The 17,360-nt window shown below is 37.4% G+C and carries 16 protein-coding genes; 1 reads left to right on the forward strand and 15 read right to left on the reverse strand.

What is annotated here, in order from left to right:
• Positions 1-1,064: 1,064 nt before the first annotated feature.
• The 15 genes from AC5KOD_RS15085 to AC5KOD_RS15155 form a co-directional block, all read right to left on the reverse strand.
• Positions 1,065-2,009 (reverse strand): sugar kinase, encoded by a 945-nt coding sequence (locus AC5KOD_RS15085; RefSeq protein WP_496915396.1) that lies wholly within the window; start codon positions 2,007-2,009, stop codon positions 1,065-1,067.
• Positions 2,010-2,107: 98 nt separating this feature from the next.
• Entirely contained in the window at positions 2,108-3,112 is a 1,005-nt protein-coding gene (locus tag AC5KOD_RS15090; protein WP_496915397.1) for a LacI family DNA-binding transcriptional regulator, read from the reverse strand.
• 99 nt (positions 3,113-3,211) lie between these two features.
• Positions 3,212-3,838, reverse strand: coding sequence for a bifunctional 2-keto-4-hydroxyglutarate aldolase/2-keto-3-deoxy-6-phosphogluconate aldolase (locus AC5KOD_RS15095; RefSeq protein WP_496915412.1), 627 nt, complete (start codon positions 3,836-3,838; stop codon positions 3,212-3,214).
• A 126-nt stretch (positions 3,839-3,964) separates the two neighbouring features.
• The gene (locus tag AC5KOD_RS15100; RefSeq protein ID WP_496915398.1) at positions 3,965-4,825 is read right to left on the reverse strand and encodes an aminoglycoside 6-adenylyltransferase; all 861 of its coding nucleotides are present in this window, start codon (positions 4,823-4,825) and stop codon (positions 3,965-3,967) included.
• A gap of 189 nt (positions 4,826-5,014) precedes the next feature.
• The gene (locus AC5KOD_RS15105; protein ID WP_496915399.1) at positions 5,015-5,401 is read right to left on the reverse strand and encodes a DUF1761 domain-containing protein; all 387 of its coding nucleotides are present in this window, start codon (positions 5,399-5,401) and stop codon (positions 5,015-5,017) included.
• Positions 5,401-5,763, reverse strand: a complete 363-nt coding sequence (locus tag AC5KOD_RS15110) for a rhodanese-like domain-containing protein (RefSeq protein WP_496915400.1) — start codon at positions 5,761-5,763, stop codon at positions 5,401-5,403. Before AC5KOD_RS15110 ends, AC5KOD_RS15105 begins: the two co-directional genes overlap by 1 nt.
• 66 nt (positions 5,764-5,829) lie before the next feature.
• Positions 5,830-6,666 carry an AraC family transcriptional regulator gene (locus AC5KOD_RS15115; RefSeq protein ID WP_496915401.1) on the reverse strand — a complete coding sequence of 279 codons (837 nt, stop codon included), beginning with the start codon at positions 6,664-6,666 and terminating at the stop codon, positions 5,830-5,832.
• Between the two features lie 159 nt (positions 6,667-6,825).
• Positions 6,826-7,578, reverse strand: a complete 753-nt coding sequence (locus tag AC5KOD_RS15120; RefSeq protein ID WP_496915402.1) for an ABC transporter ATP-binding protein — start codon at positions 7,576-7,578, stop codon at positions 6,826-6,828.
• 4 nt (positions 7,579-7,582) lie between these two features.
• The gene (locus AC5KOD_RS15125) at positions 7,583-9,901 is read right to left on the reverse strand and encodes an ABC transporter permease (RefSeq protein ID WP_496915403.1); all 2,319 of its coding nucleotides are present in this window, start codon (positions 9,899-9,901) and stop codon (positions 7,583-7,585) included.
• Between the two features lie 3 nt (positions 9,902-9,904).
• Positions 9,905-10,549, reverse strand: a complete 645-nt coding sequence (locus tag AC5KOD_RS15130) for a TetR/AcrR family transcriptional regulator (RefSeq protein ID WP_496915404.1) — start codon at positions 10,547-10,549, stop codon at positions 9,905-9,907.
• Positions 10,550-10,845: 296 nt separating this feature from the next.
• Positions 10,846-11,787 (reverse strand): hypothetical protein, encoded by a 942-nt coding sequence (locus AC5KOD_RS15135; RefSeq protein ID WP_496915405.1) that lies wholly within the window; start codon positions 11,785-11,787, stop codon positions 10,846-10,848.
• A gap of 440 nt (positions 11,788-12,227) precedes the next feature.
• The gene (locus tag AC5KOD_RS15140) at positions 12,228-12,923 is read right to left on the reverse strand and encodes a tryptophan synthase subunit alpha (RefSeq protein ID WP_496915406.1); all 696 of its coding nucleotides are present in this window, start codon (positions 12,921-12,923) and stop codon (positions 12,228-12,230) included.
• The gene (ulaA, locus tag AC5KOD_RS15145; RefSeq protein ID WP_496915407.1) at positions 12,924-14,204 is read right to left on the reverse strand and encodes a PTS ascorbate transporter subunit IIC; all 1,281 of its coding nucleotides are present in this window, start codon (positions 14,202-14,204) and stop codon (positions 12,924-12,926) included.
• A 23-nt stretch (positions 14,205-14,227) separates the two neighbouring features.
• Positions 14,228-14,509, reverse strand: coding sequence for a PTS sugar transporter subunit IIB (locus AC5KOD_RS15150; protein ID WP_496915408.1), 282 nt, complete (start codon positions 14,507-14,509; stop codon positions 14,228-14,230).
• A complete protein-coding gene (locus tag AC5KOD_RS15155; RefSeq protein WP_496915409.1) occupies positions 14,510-16,567 on the reverse strand; it encodes a BglG family transcription antiterminator in 2,058 nt (685 codons plus the stop codon). It abuts the gene before it with no gap.
• 184 nt (positions 16,568-16,751) lie between these two features.
• Here AC5KOD_RS15155 and AC5KOD_RS15160 point away from each other — a divergent pair, with 184 nt between their 5' ends.
• On the forward strand, positions 16,752-17,219 hold the full coding sequence (locus AC5KOD_RS15160; RefSeq protein WP_496915410.1) for a glutathione peroxidase: 468 nt from the start codon (positions 16,752-16,754) through the stop codon (positions 17,217-17,219).
• The last annotated feature ends 141 nt before the right edge of the window (positions 17,220-17,360 follow it).

Here is a 17,360-nt window from a genome sequence, read left to right on the forward strand (position 1 = left end):
TATAACAATTAATTTCCTAATTTACCTCTTTTCCCCCGTTATTATCTAAAAAAAAGAGGGATTTTTTTCTAACTGTCGTCTTTCTGGCATTTCTAAAATAAACTAGTTCTATTTAGACTTAATTTAAGGCAAGTTAGCATCAAATAGGGAAACATCCCCATTAGACAAACATCATAGGACTATGGTATAACTGAACTAACAAAGAAGAATCAGCCATCATGTTGATTTAATAACAATTTTTCGATTAACTCGACAACTGATGTACGCCAAATACGGACACTCTTGAAACAACAACTTCATTTCATATCCATCCTATTAAACTGTTGATTGTATCAGTGATTACAGCTGCTTGTAAGATCGGTTAAATCACATCGGCACTTAACCCTATGTACGCTTTTAGCCTTTTGAACAGGTCGAGATTTTTTTCATTAATAACATCGGCTCATTTTGTCTCTTAAATTTAAACCATTGTCGATTTAATAACAGTTTTTCGATTAGATCGAAAACTGATGTACGCCAAATACGGACACTCTTGAAACAACAGCTTAATTTCATGTTCATCCTATTAAACTGTTGATTGTATCAATGATTTCAGCTGATTGTAAGATCGGTTAAATCACATCGACGCTTAACCCTATGTACGCTTTTGGCCTTTTGAACGGCTCGAGATTTTTTTCATTAATAACATCGGCTCATTTTGTCTCTTAAATTTAAACTATTTTCGATTTAATAACAATTTTTCGATTAACTCAAAAACTCATGTACGCCAAATACGGACACTCTTGAAACAACAGCTTAATTTCATGTCTATCCTATTAAATGTTGAGTATATCAGTGATTTCAGCTGATTGTAAGATCGGTTAAATCACATCGACACTTAACCCTATGTACGCTTTTAGCCTTTTGAACAGGTCGAGATTTTTTCGATTAATAACAGTTTCCACTCCAAATACACACTTAATCACCCTCGAAGCTACCTCTCTTAATAAACCTATGCTTTGCTACAAAAATAAGAGTAAGACAAATGTCTCACTCTCCACTTAATTTATAATAAGCGCCCTCAACTAACGATTATCAATCATGAATCGCTGTAATTCTTCTCGAGTCGGTAAGGCCTCATTATCACTCGCATCTTGAATTTGAATCGCGCCAATGGCATTAGCTTGCCTAACAGAATCTGCCAGACTCAAACCATCTAAGCGACCACTAACGATGCCAACTGCAAAACCATCTCCAGCCCCAACAGTATCAATTATTTTAGTGACCTTAAAACCTGGAACAGTGTAGCTTTCTTTTCCCTTTTCTTTGACAAAAGCACCGTCTCCCCCGAGCTTCATCACAACAGCGTCTGCCCCTTGATTTAAGTAAAAATCTGAAATACTCTCAACTGTTTTTTTTCCTGTCAGTAGCTCTCCTTCTTCAACACCTGGTAAAACGATGTTAGCGTATTGAGCCAATTGATTCAATGTCTCAATCATCAACTCTTGACTTTCCCATAGCGCAGGTCTTAAGTTAGGATCAAAGGTAATAAAGCATCCGGCCTGACGAGCTGCCTTCATCATGTAGAAACAAGCTTCACGCGTTTCTGGACTGAGTGCCGGCGGAATCCCCGTTACATGTAGTACGTCGATTTGACTAAAGTCGATAGTCTTGACATCTGCAACCGATAGAGTCGAAGCCGCACTTCCTTTACGGTAATAAAGAGTCTTGGGATCGCCACTGATTACCTTATTTTTAAACATTAGACCGACTTGTTTAGTTTCGTCAAAGGAAATCAGATCAGACGCTAACCCCTCTTTTTCCAAATAATTGTAAATATAAGTACCAAGCTCATCCTTGCTCAACTTGGTCATATACGCGGCCGAATGCCCTAAGCGAGATAAGCCAATGCCGACATTTACCTCTGCACCTGCCAGGCCTTTAGAAAAGGAACTAGCTTCCACCAAGGAACCTTCATCATTTGCGTAAAAAATCACCATCGGCTCACCAATTAACATTACTTCTGCCATTATTATTCCTCATTTCCACATAGTTTAAACTCCTGCTAAATCAATAAGTGTATCGATTAACAACGAACAGGAAAAACGAGAGTTGTCACACCCTTTTGTCACAACTTCGTTGATTCACGAATAATTAATTCACTAGGCAAAAGTGTCTCCTTAGCCCGTGTCGTACCATGCCCTTCGATTTTATTAACCAATTGCCGACATGCCTCTTCACCAAGGCCATAAGAGGATTGGTCAATCGTTGTAATACTCGGGCTCATAACCTTAGCCCATGCAAGCTCATCAAATGAAAGTAAGCCAAAATCACGAATAAGTTGATAGCCTTCAGCTTTTATCTTTTCAATCACGGATAGCGCTGTTAAGCCATTCGCTGTAAAAATAGCCCGTGGTTCAGGTAACTGATAAAAGTCAGCCAAATGAGTCGCGATTATTTCTTGCTTATCTGGTTCAACGACATATACCTCACCTGATAGTTCAGGATGATTGGCCAAGCCATCATGAAACGCACGTAGTCGCTCTGCTCTGACCGTATTCGTCACTGGATTAACAAAAAAACCAATAGAACGAAAACCACTCGCCACTAAATAAGTCATCGCCTCAATGCCAATACCGTAATTATCATTCGAAATCAATTCTATTTGGCTATCTGGTACACCTCTGTCTAACAATACAACAGGGATCGAAGAGTGATTTAACTTGTTCAAGTACTCTTGATTGTCACCTGACGTATTAATAATCAACCCCTCTACTTGATTGTCGATGAATTTTTCAATCTGAGCTCGTTCGGTCTCTGCAGATTCATCTGAAATAGCAATCATCAACGTATAGCCAAGTCTTTCGCAAGTATCGCTTAATCCCTTTATAATTTCTGAGGAAAAATGATTACCGATATCTGCAATCACAGCACCAATTAATTTACTTTTCTGTGATTTTAATGAGCGAGCCACATTACTCGGCCGATAATCTAAGTCATTGACAACCTGCTCAATTTTTCGACGGGTCTTTTCAGACATGTATTCATATTTTTTATTTAAATAGCGAGAGATAGTTGTCTCACTAACACCAGCTGCCTTGGCAATGTCTTTGATCGTCACATTTTTATCCACTTACAACTACCTCCTCAACTATTTAGCAATCGATTTAGTTTATCGGTTTCGTAAAACCTTTACAAGAATTACTATAAGCGACAAACCGTCTTCTGTCAACTAATTTTGTAGCTCTGCCAAACGTGTCACAAATTTTTCTGCTTCTGTTACAACACTCTGATACCCATTAGCAGAAACACCTTTAGTTAAGGCACTGCCAACACCAACGCCCCAAGCGCCATTTCCTAACCACTCACCTAAATTATCCAAGCTCACTCCACCAGAAGGCATCATTTCCACATGAGGAATCGGTCCATGAATATCTTTAATAAAACTTGCTCCTAATAGGCCACCAGGGAATAGCTTCACCACATCAACACCCGATTCAAGGGCTTGTAAAATTTCAGTAACTGATCCACACCCCGGTAAATAAGGAATCGCATACCGATTACAAACTGTCCCAATCTTGGAATCAAAATGAGGACTCACGACAAATTGTGCCCCCGCTAAAATAGCATCTCGTGCTGTGATATCATCCAAAACCGTTCCAGCGCCAACCACAACTTCACTGTCTGTGACAGAATTCCGTAAATCTCTAATTACCTTACCAGCTTCTGGTGTCGTATAAGTAACTTCAATATTTTTGATGCCACCTTGACAACAGGCTTCTGAAATCTTAAAACCATCCTCACTGTTTTTCCCTCTGACCACAGCAAATAAATAATTTGAGGCCAATTGTGCTAAAATTTGACTCTTTTGTGTCATGTGTTTTTCCTCCTTTTTCTTTTGAGAGTGAGACAAAAGCAATTATCTCGTATATTTATAATCCGATAAACGACTTTATGTCCCAGCGTCACTCGCCCCTATCATAACTTATTTATTTTTTAGATTCAATAAATAATTTCTCATGCCAGACTCATCGCTCTCGTTATAACCCCACTGATAGTGTGCGGCAATACTCTTTGCCTCACTACTAAATAAATCCATCAAGATCGATAAGCTTTTCCACATCGCCTCTTCCTCAGCACTTGCGTAGGTTGCCAAAATCAATTGCCATTTTTCTTCACTTAAAAAATGAGGCAATAACTTTCCCGCCTTACCAATACTTACTCGAAAGTTATGTTCAATTCCTACCTGCCAACCAATAATTTGAAAAAAATTTGGACGAATTACTGTTTCCAACATATCAATCGCATACGTATACTCGCGACGTTTGATGCCTTTTCCAACATTTTGCAAGCACCACCAAAAATCAGTACAAGCCAAAATAAATTCCCCTTCAGTAGGTCTCGTCACCCAGTATTGCTGATCGCTCGACTCACTCGGAATCTGATCCAAACACCCCTCTTTATCGAGTAATTTAACAATCAATTGATCGTCCTCAATTTCTTTTGGAGCACTTGATTTATGACAAATTTTCAAATCAAGTCGATTACCATCTGTGAACAGCATTAAAAACATATAGAAATCCCCATGCGCTTGTTTCTGCCCGACTAACTGATCTAAGTAATCTGGTTCTTCCATAATCGCCAACTCACCAAAATAAGCAATCCAACTTTTGTCCTTTACAAAGGACATAACATCTTCGACCACATAAACAATATCATAATCCTGATAATCATCTCTTATTACTCGCTTATTGGTGCGAGAGCCATTCATATATACCCCACGAATCCCCTCATGTTCCTTGGCAAAATCAAGAATCAATTTCATCATTATTTTTTCGTCTCTCATCGAATACCTCCTCTAATTAACGTTATTTAACCTTTCGAAAAGCAAGTTTATAACCTTTCAACTCGCAACAGAACCACTGTTACTCTCTTATTGTAACAAAACCCCTGCAAAGTTAAAATTAGTACGAACAAAAAAACGTAGATCAGTCCCACTTCGACTAATCTACGAGTTGATCCATAGCTCTTCCACTTACATAAAGATTGAGTAGGTGATAGCTAATATAACAATGCTAAGAATTCGGTAGCCTTCATTAATGGCAATCACTTTGATTGTCTTGCCATCAAAAATCGATAATTTGATTCCCTGAAAAACAAGCACTGTCACTAACATAACGACCTTATAAACCAACTCTACTTGTAAGTTAACAAAGAGTCCAATTGTACAAAAAGCAGCCATCCACTCACTTACAAATGCTAGCAACATTTTTTTAGGGACAAATATTTCTTTTATGCGCTCGTCAGAAAGTCCCATTTCTTTTTGCCAGGTTTTCCCAGCAACAACCGTATACCAGATACAGCCTGTCACAAAAGAAGCAACCGCTCCTATGATGGCCGCAAGATAAAAACCACTTGTCATTATGCACTAACCTCGATTTTGGCCATTGGAAGGTCCATTGATTTCCACGTCTCATTCCCACCAGCAAGCTCTTGTACATCAAAGCCATTGTTTAACAATAAAATACTTGCTTGTTTTGCCAAAGTACAAGGTGTTGACCAAGTGGTGACGTAGATTTTTTTCGTTTTATCTAACGTAGGTAATTTAGACTCTAACTCCATCAAAGGAATCCAAACTGCTCCTGCTGGTGTCTCTTGCAACATTTCCTTGTCTCCCATGCGCACATCAATGATTAAACATGCCCCTTGTTGTTGTTCCATAAAGACCTCATAAGCACTTTTTTGTGACTCAATTACCGCTTGTAAATAATCAATTCGTTTCATAAATAAACTCCCCTTTTCATCTGTTGGTAAACCAATCATAACAAAGGTGAGTTTATAAAACTTATTCTACATTGCTGTTTTTCGTCCTAATTTCCGTTTCAATTTTGTTTTATTTCGAGCCATTTGTTGCTTAATTCCTGTTGCTAAGATATTAGGCAAGTTAATTATCAACGGAGGATCACTTATTTCTCTTTCTCTTAACTCAATCGTTAGCTCTTCATTTTTAGTCAAAGGAAAAATAACAGATTGCCCATCGCAGGCTCGCATGGCTTTCTGTAATTGAAAATAGTGAAACGGATTCTTACTTTTTCTAATCCCACAAGCCAGAGGATAATAGATTCCTTGCGGCAAATGATAAAAGATATAGGTAAATTCCTTCGCACGACACCTGCCCATGACCGGTTGATGGTTTGGATTAGGTTTTAAAAATAGACCACTAAACACAACGCCTCGAAAATCAGTTGGCACCTTGATACGAACGGAGAGTTTATAAGGAGAAACAACTGTGGGATAATCAGGATTTCTAAAAAATAAGCTGTCACTATCCTCATCAACTGTTTCTTGACGCTTAACAATATCAAATAACGGCTCAATATTTTTTTCATAGTCACGAGGAGATAAACCAGTATTCTTAGAAAAGGTATTAGTAAAGGTGCCAGAGCTAGAATACCCCGCATTCAATTGGGAATTAATCACACTTTCCCCTTGCAAAATCGAAAGAATGCCTTTATCTATCTTTACTCCCGCTAAATATTCAGTCGGTGAAATTCCTGTTATTTTTTTGAATTCTCTACTAAAGTGAAATTTACTATAGCCAAATTTAGTGGCAATCTCTTCCACTTTAATTCCTTGGTTAGCTGCTTGATTCATAAACTCAATAATCTCCATGATATATTCCTGCATAAGCCCCTCCTAATTATGACTTTGACCACTCTTAATAATTAAGTATATCAGGTCAAACCAATATTAAAAGTTTAAAGTATCTCATGGCGTATAAAAAATGCAATGAGTAACAGCAAACGAGATATTACAACTAATATAGCATCGTTATCCACCTATTAATTAAATGTCTATTTCTTTCATTTTTTCCAAAACAAGATTAAGTCTATCCTCGGAATTACTTGTTGCTTCAAACTGTAATTCACTTTCGATTCTTCCATCTTGCATAAACAATACTCGGCTCCCCTGAGACGCCACTTTGGCATCATGAGTAACAAGCATTACGGTGGTTCCTTCTCTATTAAAGTCAAGCAAGATATCCATGATTTCTTGTGCCGCTTTAGAATTAAGTGCGCCTGTTGGTTCGTCACCAAAGACGATAGATGGCTTTGAGATTAATGCACGGCATATCCCCGCTCGCTGTAACTGTCCGCCAGAAACTTGAGTAGTCTGACGAAATTCCAACCCGCTAATCCCGACTTTGTGCATTAACGCCTTCCCGCGTTCTTGTATTAGTTTTGCCTGTTTCTCATTTCCGTGATGGGCAGGCATGACGATGTTATCAATCAGGTTTAAATTTCTTAACATTGTTGGTTGTTGAAAAATAAACCCCATACGATGTCGACGTAAATCAGCAAGCTGACTTTCAGAATAGTTGGAAATATTCTCGCCTTCAAAAGTGACCTCACCACTATCCACTGTATCCATCCCACTTAAGGCATACATTAACGTTGTTTTCCCCGAACCAGATGGTCCCATGACTGCGACAAATTCCCCTTCATTAATCGTAATGTCAATGTTATTTAAGACTTTAACACTTTCGGCTTTATCTCCAAAAGCTTTTTCGATCTGTTTACCTGTTATTATTTGTTTCATACACTTACTCCTTTATTGTTTGGTTAATATCTATTTGTCCAGAACGCTTAGTTCCTATCCAAGTCGCCAGAGACGTGACTAAAATCATACCTAAAGGACATAATACGTAAGCTATTAATGGGTTTACGTTGAATTTAAAAGCCGTCACACCTAAGTTCGATATAATCATTCCGATCAGACCACTACCTAAGGTGTTTGATAATAGCACACCTAGAGTTAAACCAATGACTAGTATAACTATGGTACGAGTCATATATTGTTTGCGAATATCATTATTTGAAAAACCAAAGGCCTTCATTACACCAATCGAATAAGCATCTTTGGCCAAGAGCATCTTTATAAAGAGTAAAATAACTAAAAACGCAATGCTCAATGCGACGATAGCTGCTATGATAGAGGCTGTTTTTACGGCTTGAATACTTCCCCCAAAAGATTGGCTAATATATTCTGTAATGCTAGAAACTTTAGCATAGGGAAATTTTTCAGCATAATTATTTACTAAACTGCTTGTTAAATGAGTGTCTTTCACATTTATACTGATCAAACTCCACATGATTTCTGCCTTATCATCTTGAAACAATGCTTTGGCGGTCTTGCCACCATTCGTAATGTCAGAATAAATACCACTGACCTTTAGCTCAGTCGGCCCTGCAGAAGTCACCAGTGTCAGTTTATCTCCTACGGATTTTTCAAGATCCTCAGCACTCAGAGCAGATAGCGCAATCTCAGTCGCGGAAGTAGGTGCTTCTCCGCTCGAATAGTTAATAGGAAAAATCGAGTGATCCCCTAAATCAACTTTTAATTTACTCTCAGTATTGCCCTTACGTTTCACGACAAAAGCTTTGGTCGTTACCACATTGTATAACGTCATGTTTTTATCTTTATCTAGAGTGTTTGTTATATCTGATACTTTTTTCGGAATATTTTTAGTTTGCTGAATATCTATACGTATATCGGACAAACCGACACCCGTATAGCTAATAAAATCATTGGTTGAAATCGTGTGATAAAGATTTTGCGGAACAATCAAAATAAATGAAGATAAAATTACAATAGTTAAAATGGTAAGGTATTGTTTTTTGCGAGCCAATACATCCTTAATGCCAAGAAACATATTGGTACTGGGATGTGTACGCCCTGCTAAATTAAAGAATTTAGAACTCACGGTTTTTTCTTCAACATTTCCAAATCGCAAAGCAGAGGAAGCAGATATTTTTTTGAAACGGCGTAAGACCATGCTCACATAAAAGACGATTGTCAAAAAGATCAGCAAGGTAGCAATGAACCCAACGAACAATGACAGATTGCCTCTGCCACTATCACCCATATAAAGTCGAATATTTGCCAGAAGACTCTTTCGACCAATCAAAGATAAGCCAAAGCCCACCACACTACCAATTCCAGCGATAACAATGTATTTGGCCAAATAGATTTTTTTAATGCTAGCTACGCGAATGCCAATAGCTTTCATCGTTCCAATTTCAAGGTATTCATCCTCAATCTTTGCAAGTACCGTAAATCGAATACACAACAAGGAAATAATACTAATGATAATGCTGATTAACAGGATGACCCCAATAGTAATTCCGTCGGAAAAAATATTAATCATCCGAAATAATGGATAGGTGATACTAGGCCCATTCGTAGGAAGTCCAGCCGACAAATAGGCATCCTCAAACTCAGCTAATTTATCAACATTATGAAGCCTGAACTCAATTAAATACTCAATACTACCAAAGGCTTCTAATGAAGCAAGGTCTTTTTCATTTACTAAAAATCGTTTGGAAGATGCTAATGAAGAATTCATTTGGGAATCTCTCAAAAAGCCTGCGACTTCAAAGGGTTTTCCAGCAACTGTGAGTTTATCTCCGACTTCTACAAACTTGTTTCGCCAGTAAGTTATCGGAACATACACTTCGCCACTTTTCGGCACAATCACATTGCCATCTAAATCCAATAAATAATCAAAAGAATCATTCTGCACCGTAAAACTATTATCCTCAACACTACTTGCTAATGTCATATCATTGGCACTGATTTTCGCTCCCTCGATATTAAATGCTGAAACCACTTGATAGTCAGCTACATTTTCTTGAGCTTGAACAAATTTTTTAAGAGCTGTTTCATCTAAAGTTCCAGAGTGCATTTGAAGATAATGAGGCGTTTTAGCTTGTTTCATAAGCGTATCGACAGAGCCTGTAAGATTAATAAACAAAATCCCTGCAAGAGCGATAAGCATCGCAGAAATGGCAATAAAAACAGTCGTCGTAATCGTTACTAGCTTACTCCTTAGAATATCATTCTTAATTAGTCTAATGTACACGGCTTATCCCCTTTTCTGATCATCATTCGTTTTGTGATAGGTCTCAATAGCTTTCTGAAAACTTCCCTTTTCCGCACCTAATAATTTTTCCATATTAAATAAAAATGCCTGCATTCGATTAACGCTTTGCGATTCAGTTAATGAGACAGTATCGCTATCAAATCCAATATCGATATAAATAACCATCATTTCCATGCATTCATAAGGATAGTCTGTCTCAAATACGTTTTGCTCAATCCCTTCCAAAACTATGTCAGTGAGAATTGGCGTAATTGTTTTAATCATTTTTTTCTGCATTTTTTCATGCATTAAGGCATTTTGTGGCTGTTTAGTTTCCTTTGTTAGGTCTATTCCGCTTACCTCATTAATATTTAGTGCCATAATCGTCTGATAGAGACGTTCAATTACAGGTATTGACCTGTTTTTTGATACTTTTTTCGCTTCTTCTAATACTTTTATGATGTATTTTTCAATAAGAGCATCTAAAATTTCCTCTTTTGACTTGAAATGATGATAGAGTGCTCCCCTAGCTATACCAACTTGCTCAAGAATCTCATTTGTACTAGTGTCATCAAACCCCTTTTTTGCAAACAACTCACCTGCCGCTTCAAGAATTTCATTTTTTCGTTCTTCTGGTTTTTTTCGCATAATAGTCCACCTTTATTTTATAGTCAAAATAGACACAACTTATAATTCACTATCATAAACAGACCGACTGTCTGTCTGTAATTTTATTATAGAGAACTAGTTGAAAATTGTCAATCTAATAATTGATAACCGATCTTTGTTTAATAAAAATGAGACCTAGCAAGTTCTCCCCCTAATTAATTAACTTAATTAAACATTGGAGGAAAAATCCAGGTCTCACTCTTTACTTATGTCCCATGTATTAGGTGATAAACGCGCTACAAAACTACGTCACTCATTGTCCTACGCCTTTATCTTTAACCCTCTAAGTAATGAGAGCAACGTGTCTTCTCAATTTTTACTTCCTCAATCAACTCATAACAAGCAAATAAATCTGGTAACCCATTTTGTAAGAGGTGAAATTGCCGACAAACCTCCTTACCTAATTGCCAGTCAAAGTATGTTCCAAGAATAATGTAGGCGGTCTTTGCAGATTTCTCTCGAAATTGCGGATTGCTTTTTATGACTGATTCTTCTGTCTCGAGCTGTTGTTGATACAGTCCAAAGCCTTTTTCCCCTGTCTGGGTAATCATAAAATGCATGTCGCCACTCTTGACTAAACGCGGCTGAGACATTTCACTAAAATGATAATGCTTTTTCGGCTCCGTCATCTTTGTCTTCATCAGCAATTGATCTTCATACACCTGCCTAATTTTCTCGCCAATTGGTGTCATGACAAGCTGTTCCCGATCTTCAATTAGAGTGACGCCAAGTAGACCTTTTACAATCAGCTTGCGGATCGACTGACACTGACTTTTCCTTATCGTCCTTGTCTTTTCATAAGGAGTTTCTCTAGTTATAAAGCATTCTTGCTCCGTAACAAAACGACGAAAATCAACTAATAAGCTAGCGTTGGCCAGCTCACTCTTTAATTCCTCCATAAATGAATAATCCACTAAAGAAAGCTTTAAAAAGGGGCCTTCCTCCACGGCAAATCTAACCTGATCTACTAAAAAGCTGGTATCGTTCATTGCATCAAGTTGAATCGTTCTGACATGATCCAAGGTATACACTCTTTGTTGGACCAAACGAAGGAGTAAAAACTTAGCCCTTCCTACTTGCTGATAAAGCACCTCAAAGTTTCCTTCTTTCTTTGAAGGAAAAACACCGATTAATTTGGTATCACTCGAGGCCGTTCTAAATAATAGTTGATGCAGTTCATTTTGGTTCATCATAACCACTCTTTCTTTTTTTGACACAATCAAGGACTCATGACATGGGGAGACAACACAACAATCAAGACAACAAAAAAACGGCATTAGACAAAGTCTAATACCGCTACAAATAAGCAAGTAAAATAAACGTCCCGAAAACTCTCTTTCAAGCTACTGTTGCTGGATAAAATTACAAAAAACACTATGAAAAACAGGCAAAATTAAGTACAATGAAAGAGCTAGAGCTTTGGCACTAGCTTATTGGCAACTTGTTTAGACAGGTGAGACTGTTTAATCAAGGCTTCTCAGTTTGGATTGTGACCTACTGAGAAGTGCCGATTATTTTATTTAGTTTGATGTTACCTTGATAGCCTGCATTTTACGCTGTAATTAAAGCGCTGTCAACAAAAATCGTACTAACTCGAAAAGTAATTAAATTAGTCTTTTAAGCATAAAAATGAGCGTCTTTTCAAACGCTCCATTACTTATAAAACAGCTTGCAACTCTTTAATATAATCTTCTGCGACTATCAAACCGTCTTCTTCTATTAGTTTCAAAAAATGTGAACCAATAATCACACCATCGGCACCATTTCGGCAAACCTCAGCTACTTCTTCTGGTGTTTTTATCCCAAATCCAACATAAATGTCCCGATTGCTTTGATTACGCAAAAACGGGATAGTCACCTGATACCCAGTTGGAACACTTGAGAACATTCCAGTTTTGCCAACGCCGCTCATGACATAATGAAATTGCTGACTATTAAGAAGTTTATCTTGACAAGTAACTAGACTCATTTCCTCGTTGAATAGTTGTACTAAGCGAGTTACTTTATCATTTCTAAGAAAAGCATCGACACAAAGTAGACCATCATACAAATTATCAGGCAATGACAATAAATCAAATTCATCAAGTCCCGACTGATAAGTCATTAAAGTTATGTCAAAACTATAACGACTGCGAATCAGCTGTAGTTGCTCTCTAAATTGCTCTGAAGTCAACCCTGATGCTAGAACCTTTTGATGACTTTTTCTTATAATATCGCCATCCATGTACGGGTCTTTAACGGGTATACCAAACTCCACAACATCAACTCCACGCCGTTCAAGCATATCTAATATCGGAAAAAATTGAGAATTGTCAGGTGACATAAACGTCAAATAAATAACTAACTTCTTCATTTATAGCACTCCAATCACTTTTAAAATACCTCCTAAAATAGGCCCATAAAACGCATAGTCAGTCTCACTCAGAATTCGCATAATTGGTTCATATGCTCCCACCATCGGTAGCAAGAAGGCCTGACCAATAATCAAGATTAATCCATTAACAAAGGAGCCAATGAAAGCACCTCGGCGCCCACCTGTTGAATTACCAAAAATAGCTGTAATCGCGCCAGTAAAGAATGTAGGGATCAGTGCTGGAAAAACTGCAATTGGGTAATTGAAAAGTGCTAGCGCCCCCATTCCCAAAAAGCCTGCAAATAAACTGACCATAAATCCAAAAATTACAGATGTTGGATAGTTGGGAAATAGCAAAGGAATGTCTAATCCCGGTACTGCATTTGGAATAACCTTATCCGCAATCCCGTGAAAAGCAGGAATTATTTCAGATAAAAGCATACGTACACCTGTTAGTAGGACTGTAATCCATAAACCAAATTGTAAACCATTTAATAACGAAAACGTCACAATATCTTGTCCACTAGATATTTCTGACATGATCCAACTTGGACCTACTAAAAGTGAAATAATCAAAAACATAAAAGTCATAATAACCGTTAAAGCAATCGTCATCTCACGTAAAAAGTTCAATTTTTTAGGTAACTTGATATCCTCTAAATCATGTTTCTTGTCACCGAAAAGCTTACCTAGCTTAGCTGCAATCCAAATCCCAATGGAGCTGGAGTGTGCCAAAGTAAAGCCTTCGCCCCCTTTAACGTCTTTCATTAAAGGCGCGACATAGGCGCATGAAAGAGTCAAATATAGGCCTAATAAAAACGAACCAATAACGACAATCCAGATGAAACTTAAGCTTGTACCATATTTTAATAGCGCAGCAATCATTCCTGAATAAAAGAAAGACACATGAGCTGATAGATGAACGTATTTAAAGCGAGTAAAGCGGGCCATTAAAATATTAGTTAAAAAACCAAAAGCAAAAATTAACGCCATTTCACTGCCGATACCTTCCATACTTGATCCTGAAGCAGAAGCTAAATCTTGTACTTCTACGTTTAAATGAAACAGCTTGATTAACATTGGTTGAAGTGGTAATAAGGCCACTCCTAAAGTCTGTCCACCGGTATTTACTAAAAGAAAGCCAATCATTGTCTTAATTGCACTTGAGACAATTTTTTCAATCGGCGTTTTTTGTGCAACAAGTCCGATAATTACGACTAACCCAATCACAAACACAGCTTGTCCTAAGACGTTGTTGATAATATACATTAATATACTCATAATGGTCTCCTTTATTCCTGTTACTACTTTCCAACTTTAGCAATCGCCTCTAATAATTCAGTCTTCAAAAAAACTTTATCCATCATGTTATCAATTCTAACAACTTCTGCCTTAGATTGACGCAAGACATCTGCGAAGTCAGATGTTGTCACTACAATATCATAACTATCAGCGTCAACTGTGCCAATATCCGAGGCGTCTACCTCTGCATCTATTCCTTCTACCGATAAAATTTGTTGTGTGTACAAACGTAACATCATGCTACTACCAACACCTGCACCACATACTGTCACTATTTTCAACATTTAAACACCCTCCTTAATAATAGTCATAACTTCAGCTGGAGACGTTGCAGCTAGTAATCGTTCAACGCTTTTAGGATTACCTAACACGTCAACTAGTTCAGATAAAGCTTGTAAATGAGATTGATGGTCAATTGCACACAGCCCAAAAATAATTTGCACTGGATCATTAGTTGGATGACCAAAAACGATTGGCTCAGCAAGTGTAACAAGACTAAAACCAATATCCTTAACTCCATATTCTGGCCGAGCATGCGGCATAGCAATACCTGGAGCAATCACGATATAATTACCGTTTTCTCTTAAATTTTCAACCATTGCGTCAATATAGGTTGTTTCAACTAAATTTTGTTGATACAACAGCTGACCGCATTTTCTAACAGCGTCTTCTTTATCATTAATTGTCTGCTGAACAGCAATTAATTTTTCATTTAGTACTTCAATCAACATAGGGTCTCTTACTCCTTTATATCTTGGTCTATCAGGATCAGGCTTTAAGTACATTTTTAATTCTTCTTCCAATTGTTCCCGATTAACAATCTGGGTATTACGGGCAATAATTGACAAAATACGTTCTAAATCAATCTCCGTATCAATCACCTGTAAGATTTGTTTCAAACGCTCAATCTCAGAAGCCTCTAAGATGGGACTGACTTTAACAACTTCGACTTGCTCTTTTTGCAAATCAACTGTCGAAACGATTAAATCAATCTCATATTTTGCCAATACACGGTCCACTTCTCTCGAAGAATAGGTACCAACTAATGTAATATCAAAGAGACTCTCTATTTGAGAGGCTACAATCTGAGAGGTGCTAATCCCTGACGAACAAACAATTACCACACGGGGTTTTATTCGTTTGTATTCTTTTTTCCGTTCAACTGCGCCGGCCACATACATAGTTAAAAAAGATACTTCGTCTTCAGTAAAGACAACATTAAGCTGTAATTCTAGCCACTTGATATTAGCCACTACCAATAAATGAATATCCGAATACTTATCTCGAATCTGCTCTAACACTGGATTTTCTAATTGTTCATGAGCAATCATCCGGTAATAGGCTGGTCTAATGTGTGCAATTAATCCTTGAAATAATTGATCATCTTTCAATAAATAAGCCCCTAATTCCATGGCTATCCCTTGTAAAAACTCATAAGTTCCAACTTGTAACGGCAACCAAATATCCGTTAGGCCTTCCTGATCTAATTCTGTGTGGATGCTACTACTCATCAATTGCAGTGCTAAATAATTAATTTCTGCAATTGACAAATGCACTTCGAATAATTGGGTTAATTTATGACTGAGAACAGAAATAATTTCATACTCCTTGCTCAAGCCAACTTCGACTAATTGTAGTTCAATTCTTGGCGGATTGTGCTGCCGATTGCGCGCGATTGCGATTGCTAAGTACAGCCTAAATTCCTCATAAGATAAATCCGTCAGACGAAAATTCAACTCTTTTTCAATCTCCCCAACTAACTCATTCAACTGATTCAATTCACTTTGACTGACAAAACTCCCCAATAATACTTCAGACTCTTGAAAATTTTCTACCAATCCCTCAACGTATAAATTAACCATCGCTCGTCGTTTTTCTAACTCACTACCATCAATAATAAAGCCTCTATAAGGGTAGCTATTTAACACCAATTCTTTGTCTTGAAAAAACGGCTTGACCTCTTGTAAATCATTTGCAATCGTGTTACGTGACACCATAAAATGATTTGATAAGTCATCTATTGTGACATAATCCTGTTTAAACAATAACAAAGCTAGCAAACGATTACGCCTAATAACTGGTTCCAAATAATCAGAATGCTCCCCTTGTAACAACTGATGAATCTGATTGATTATTGGTTTTTCTACTTGGTACCGAACACCACTTCCCTTTTTCCGATCTAGACTAGGAAAATGATTTTCTTTTAAAAACTGATCAATTTGAGCCAAATCATTGTACATAGAGCGCAAGCTTACATCATGAAGCTTAGCTAGCTTCGTTATTGAAACGTAGTCTGGTTGATAAATCAGCCATAGTAAAACTTTCTTCTCCCGATTAGTCACTAGTTCCTCCTCCTCACTTAAAGTATAGATTAATTCTTTACGTGTCACCAAAACCAACTTTTTTCAAATCAATATGCACTGAACTGCAACCCCTTTCATTTTAACGCTAGTACTTCTAAGTCGGATCACTTCCTTAACCTGTCACTATTTGGTACGATGAAAGAAACGAATGAGGTGAGCTTTAATGACAATCTATGATTATACCATGGAAAAAATAGACGGGACAAGCCAAGCACTTAACGAGTACCGTGGCAAAACAGTTTTAATCGTTAACACAGCAAGTAAATGTGGATTTACCAAACAATTTGCAGGCTTAGAAGCACTTTATGAAACATACAAAGAAAAAGACTTTGTTATCCTCGGCTTCCCATGTAACCAATTTTTACGACAAGATCCAAAAAGCAACGAGGATATTTTAGAATTTTGCCAACTAAACTACGGCGTTAGTTTCCCCATGTTTGCTAAAATCGATGTCAAAGGTAAAAATCAAGCCCCTCTTTATGACTACTTAGTCAATGAAACAGGTGGCAAAAAAATCGATTGGAACTTCGCCAAATTCCTTATTGATAAAGAAGGTCGCATTGTTAAACGTTTTGCACCAAAGGATACACCAGAATCATTTGAAGCAGATATTGTTGAACTATTAGCTTAAACAATTTACAAGTAGAGGGTGAGACAAAACTCTCTTAAAACAGAAAAATATCTTGGTGACAATCAGAATAACTGATAATCGCCAAGATATTTTGTGTGCATTGAGTAGATTAGGCCAATTTATGACCAATTTTTTCAAGTT

This window comes from Vagococcus sp. WN80Y (genome assembly GCF_059621045.1).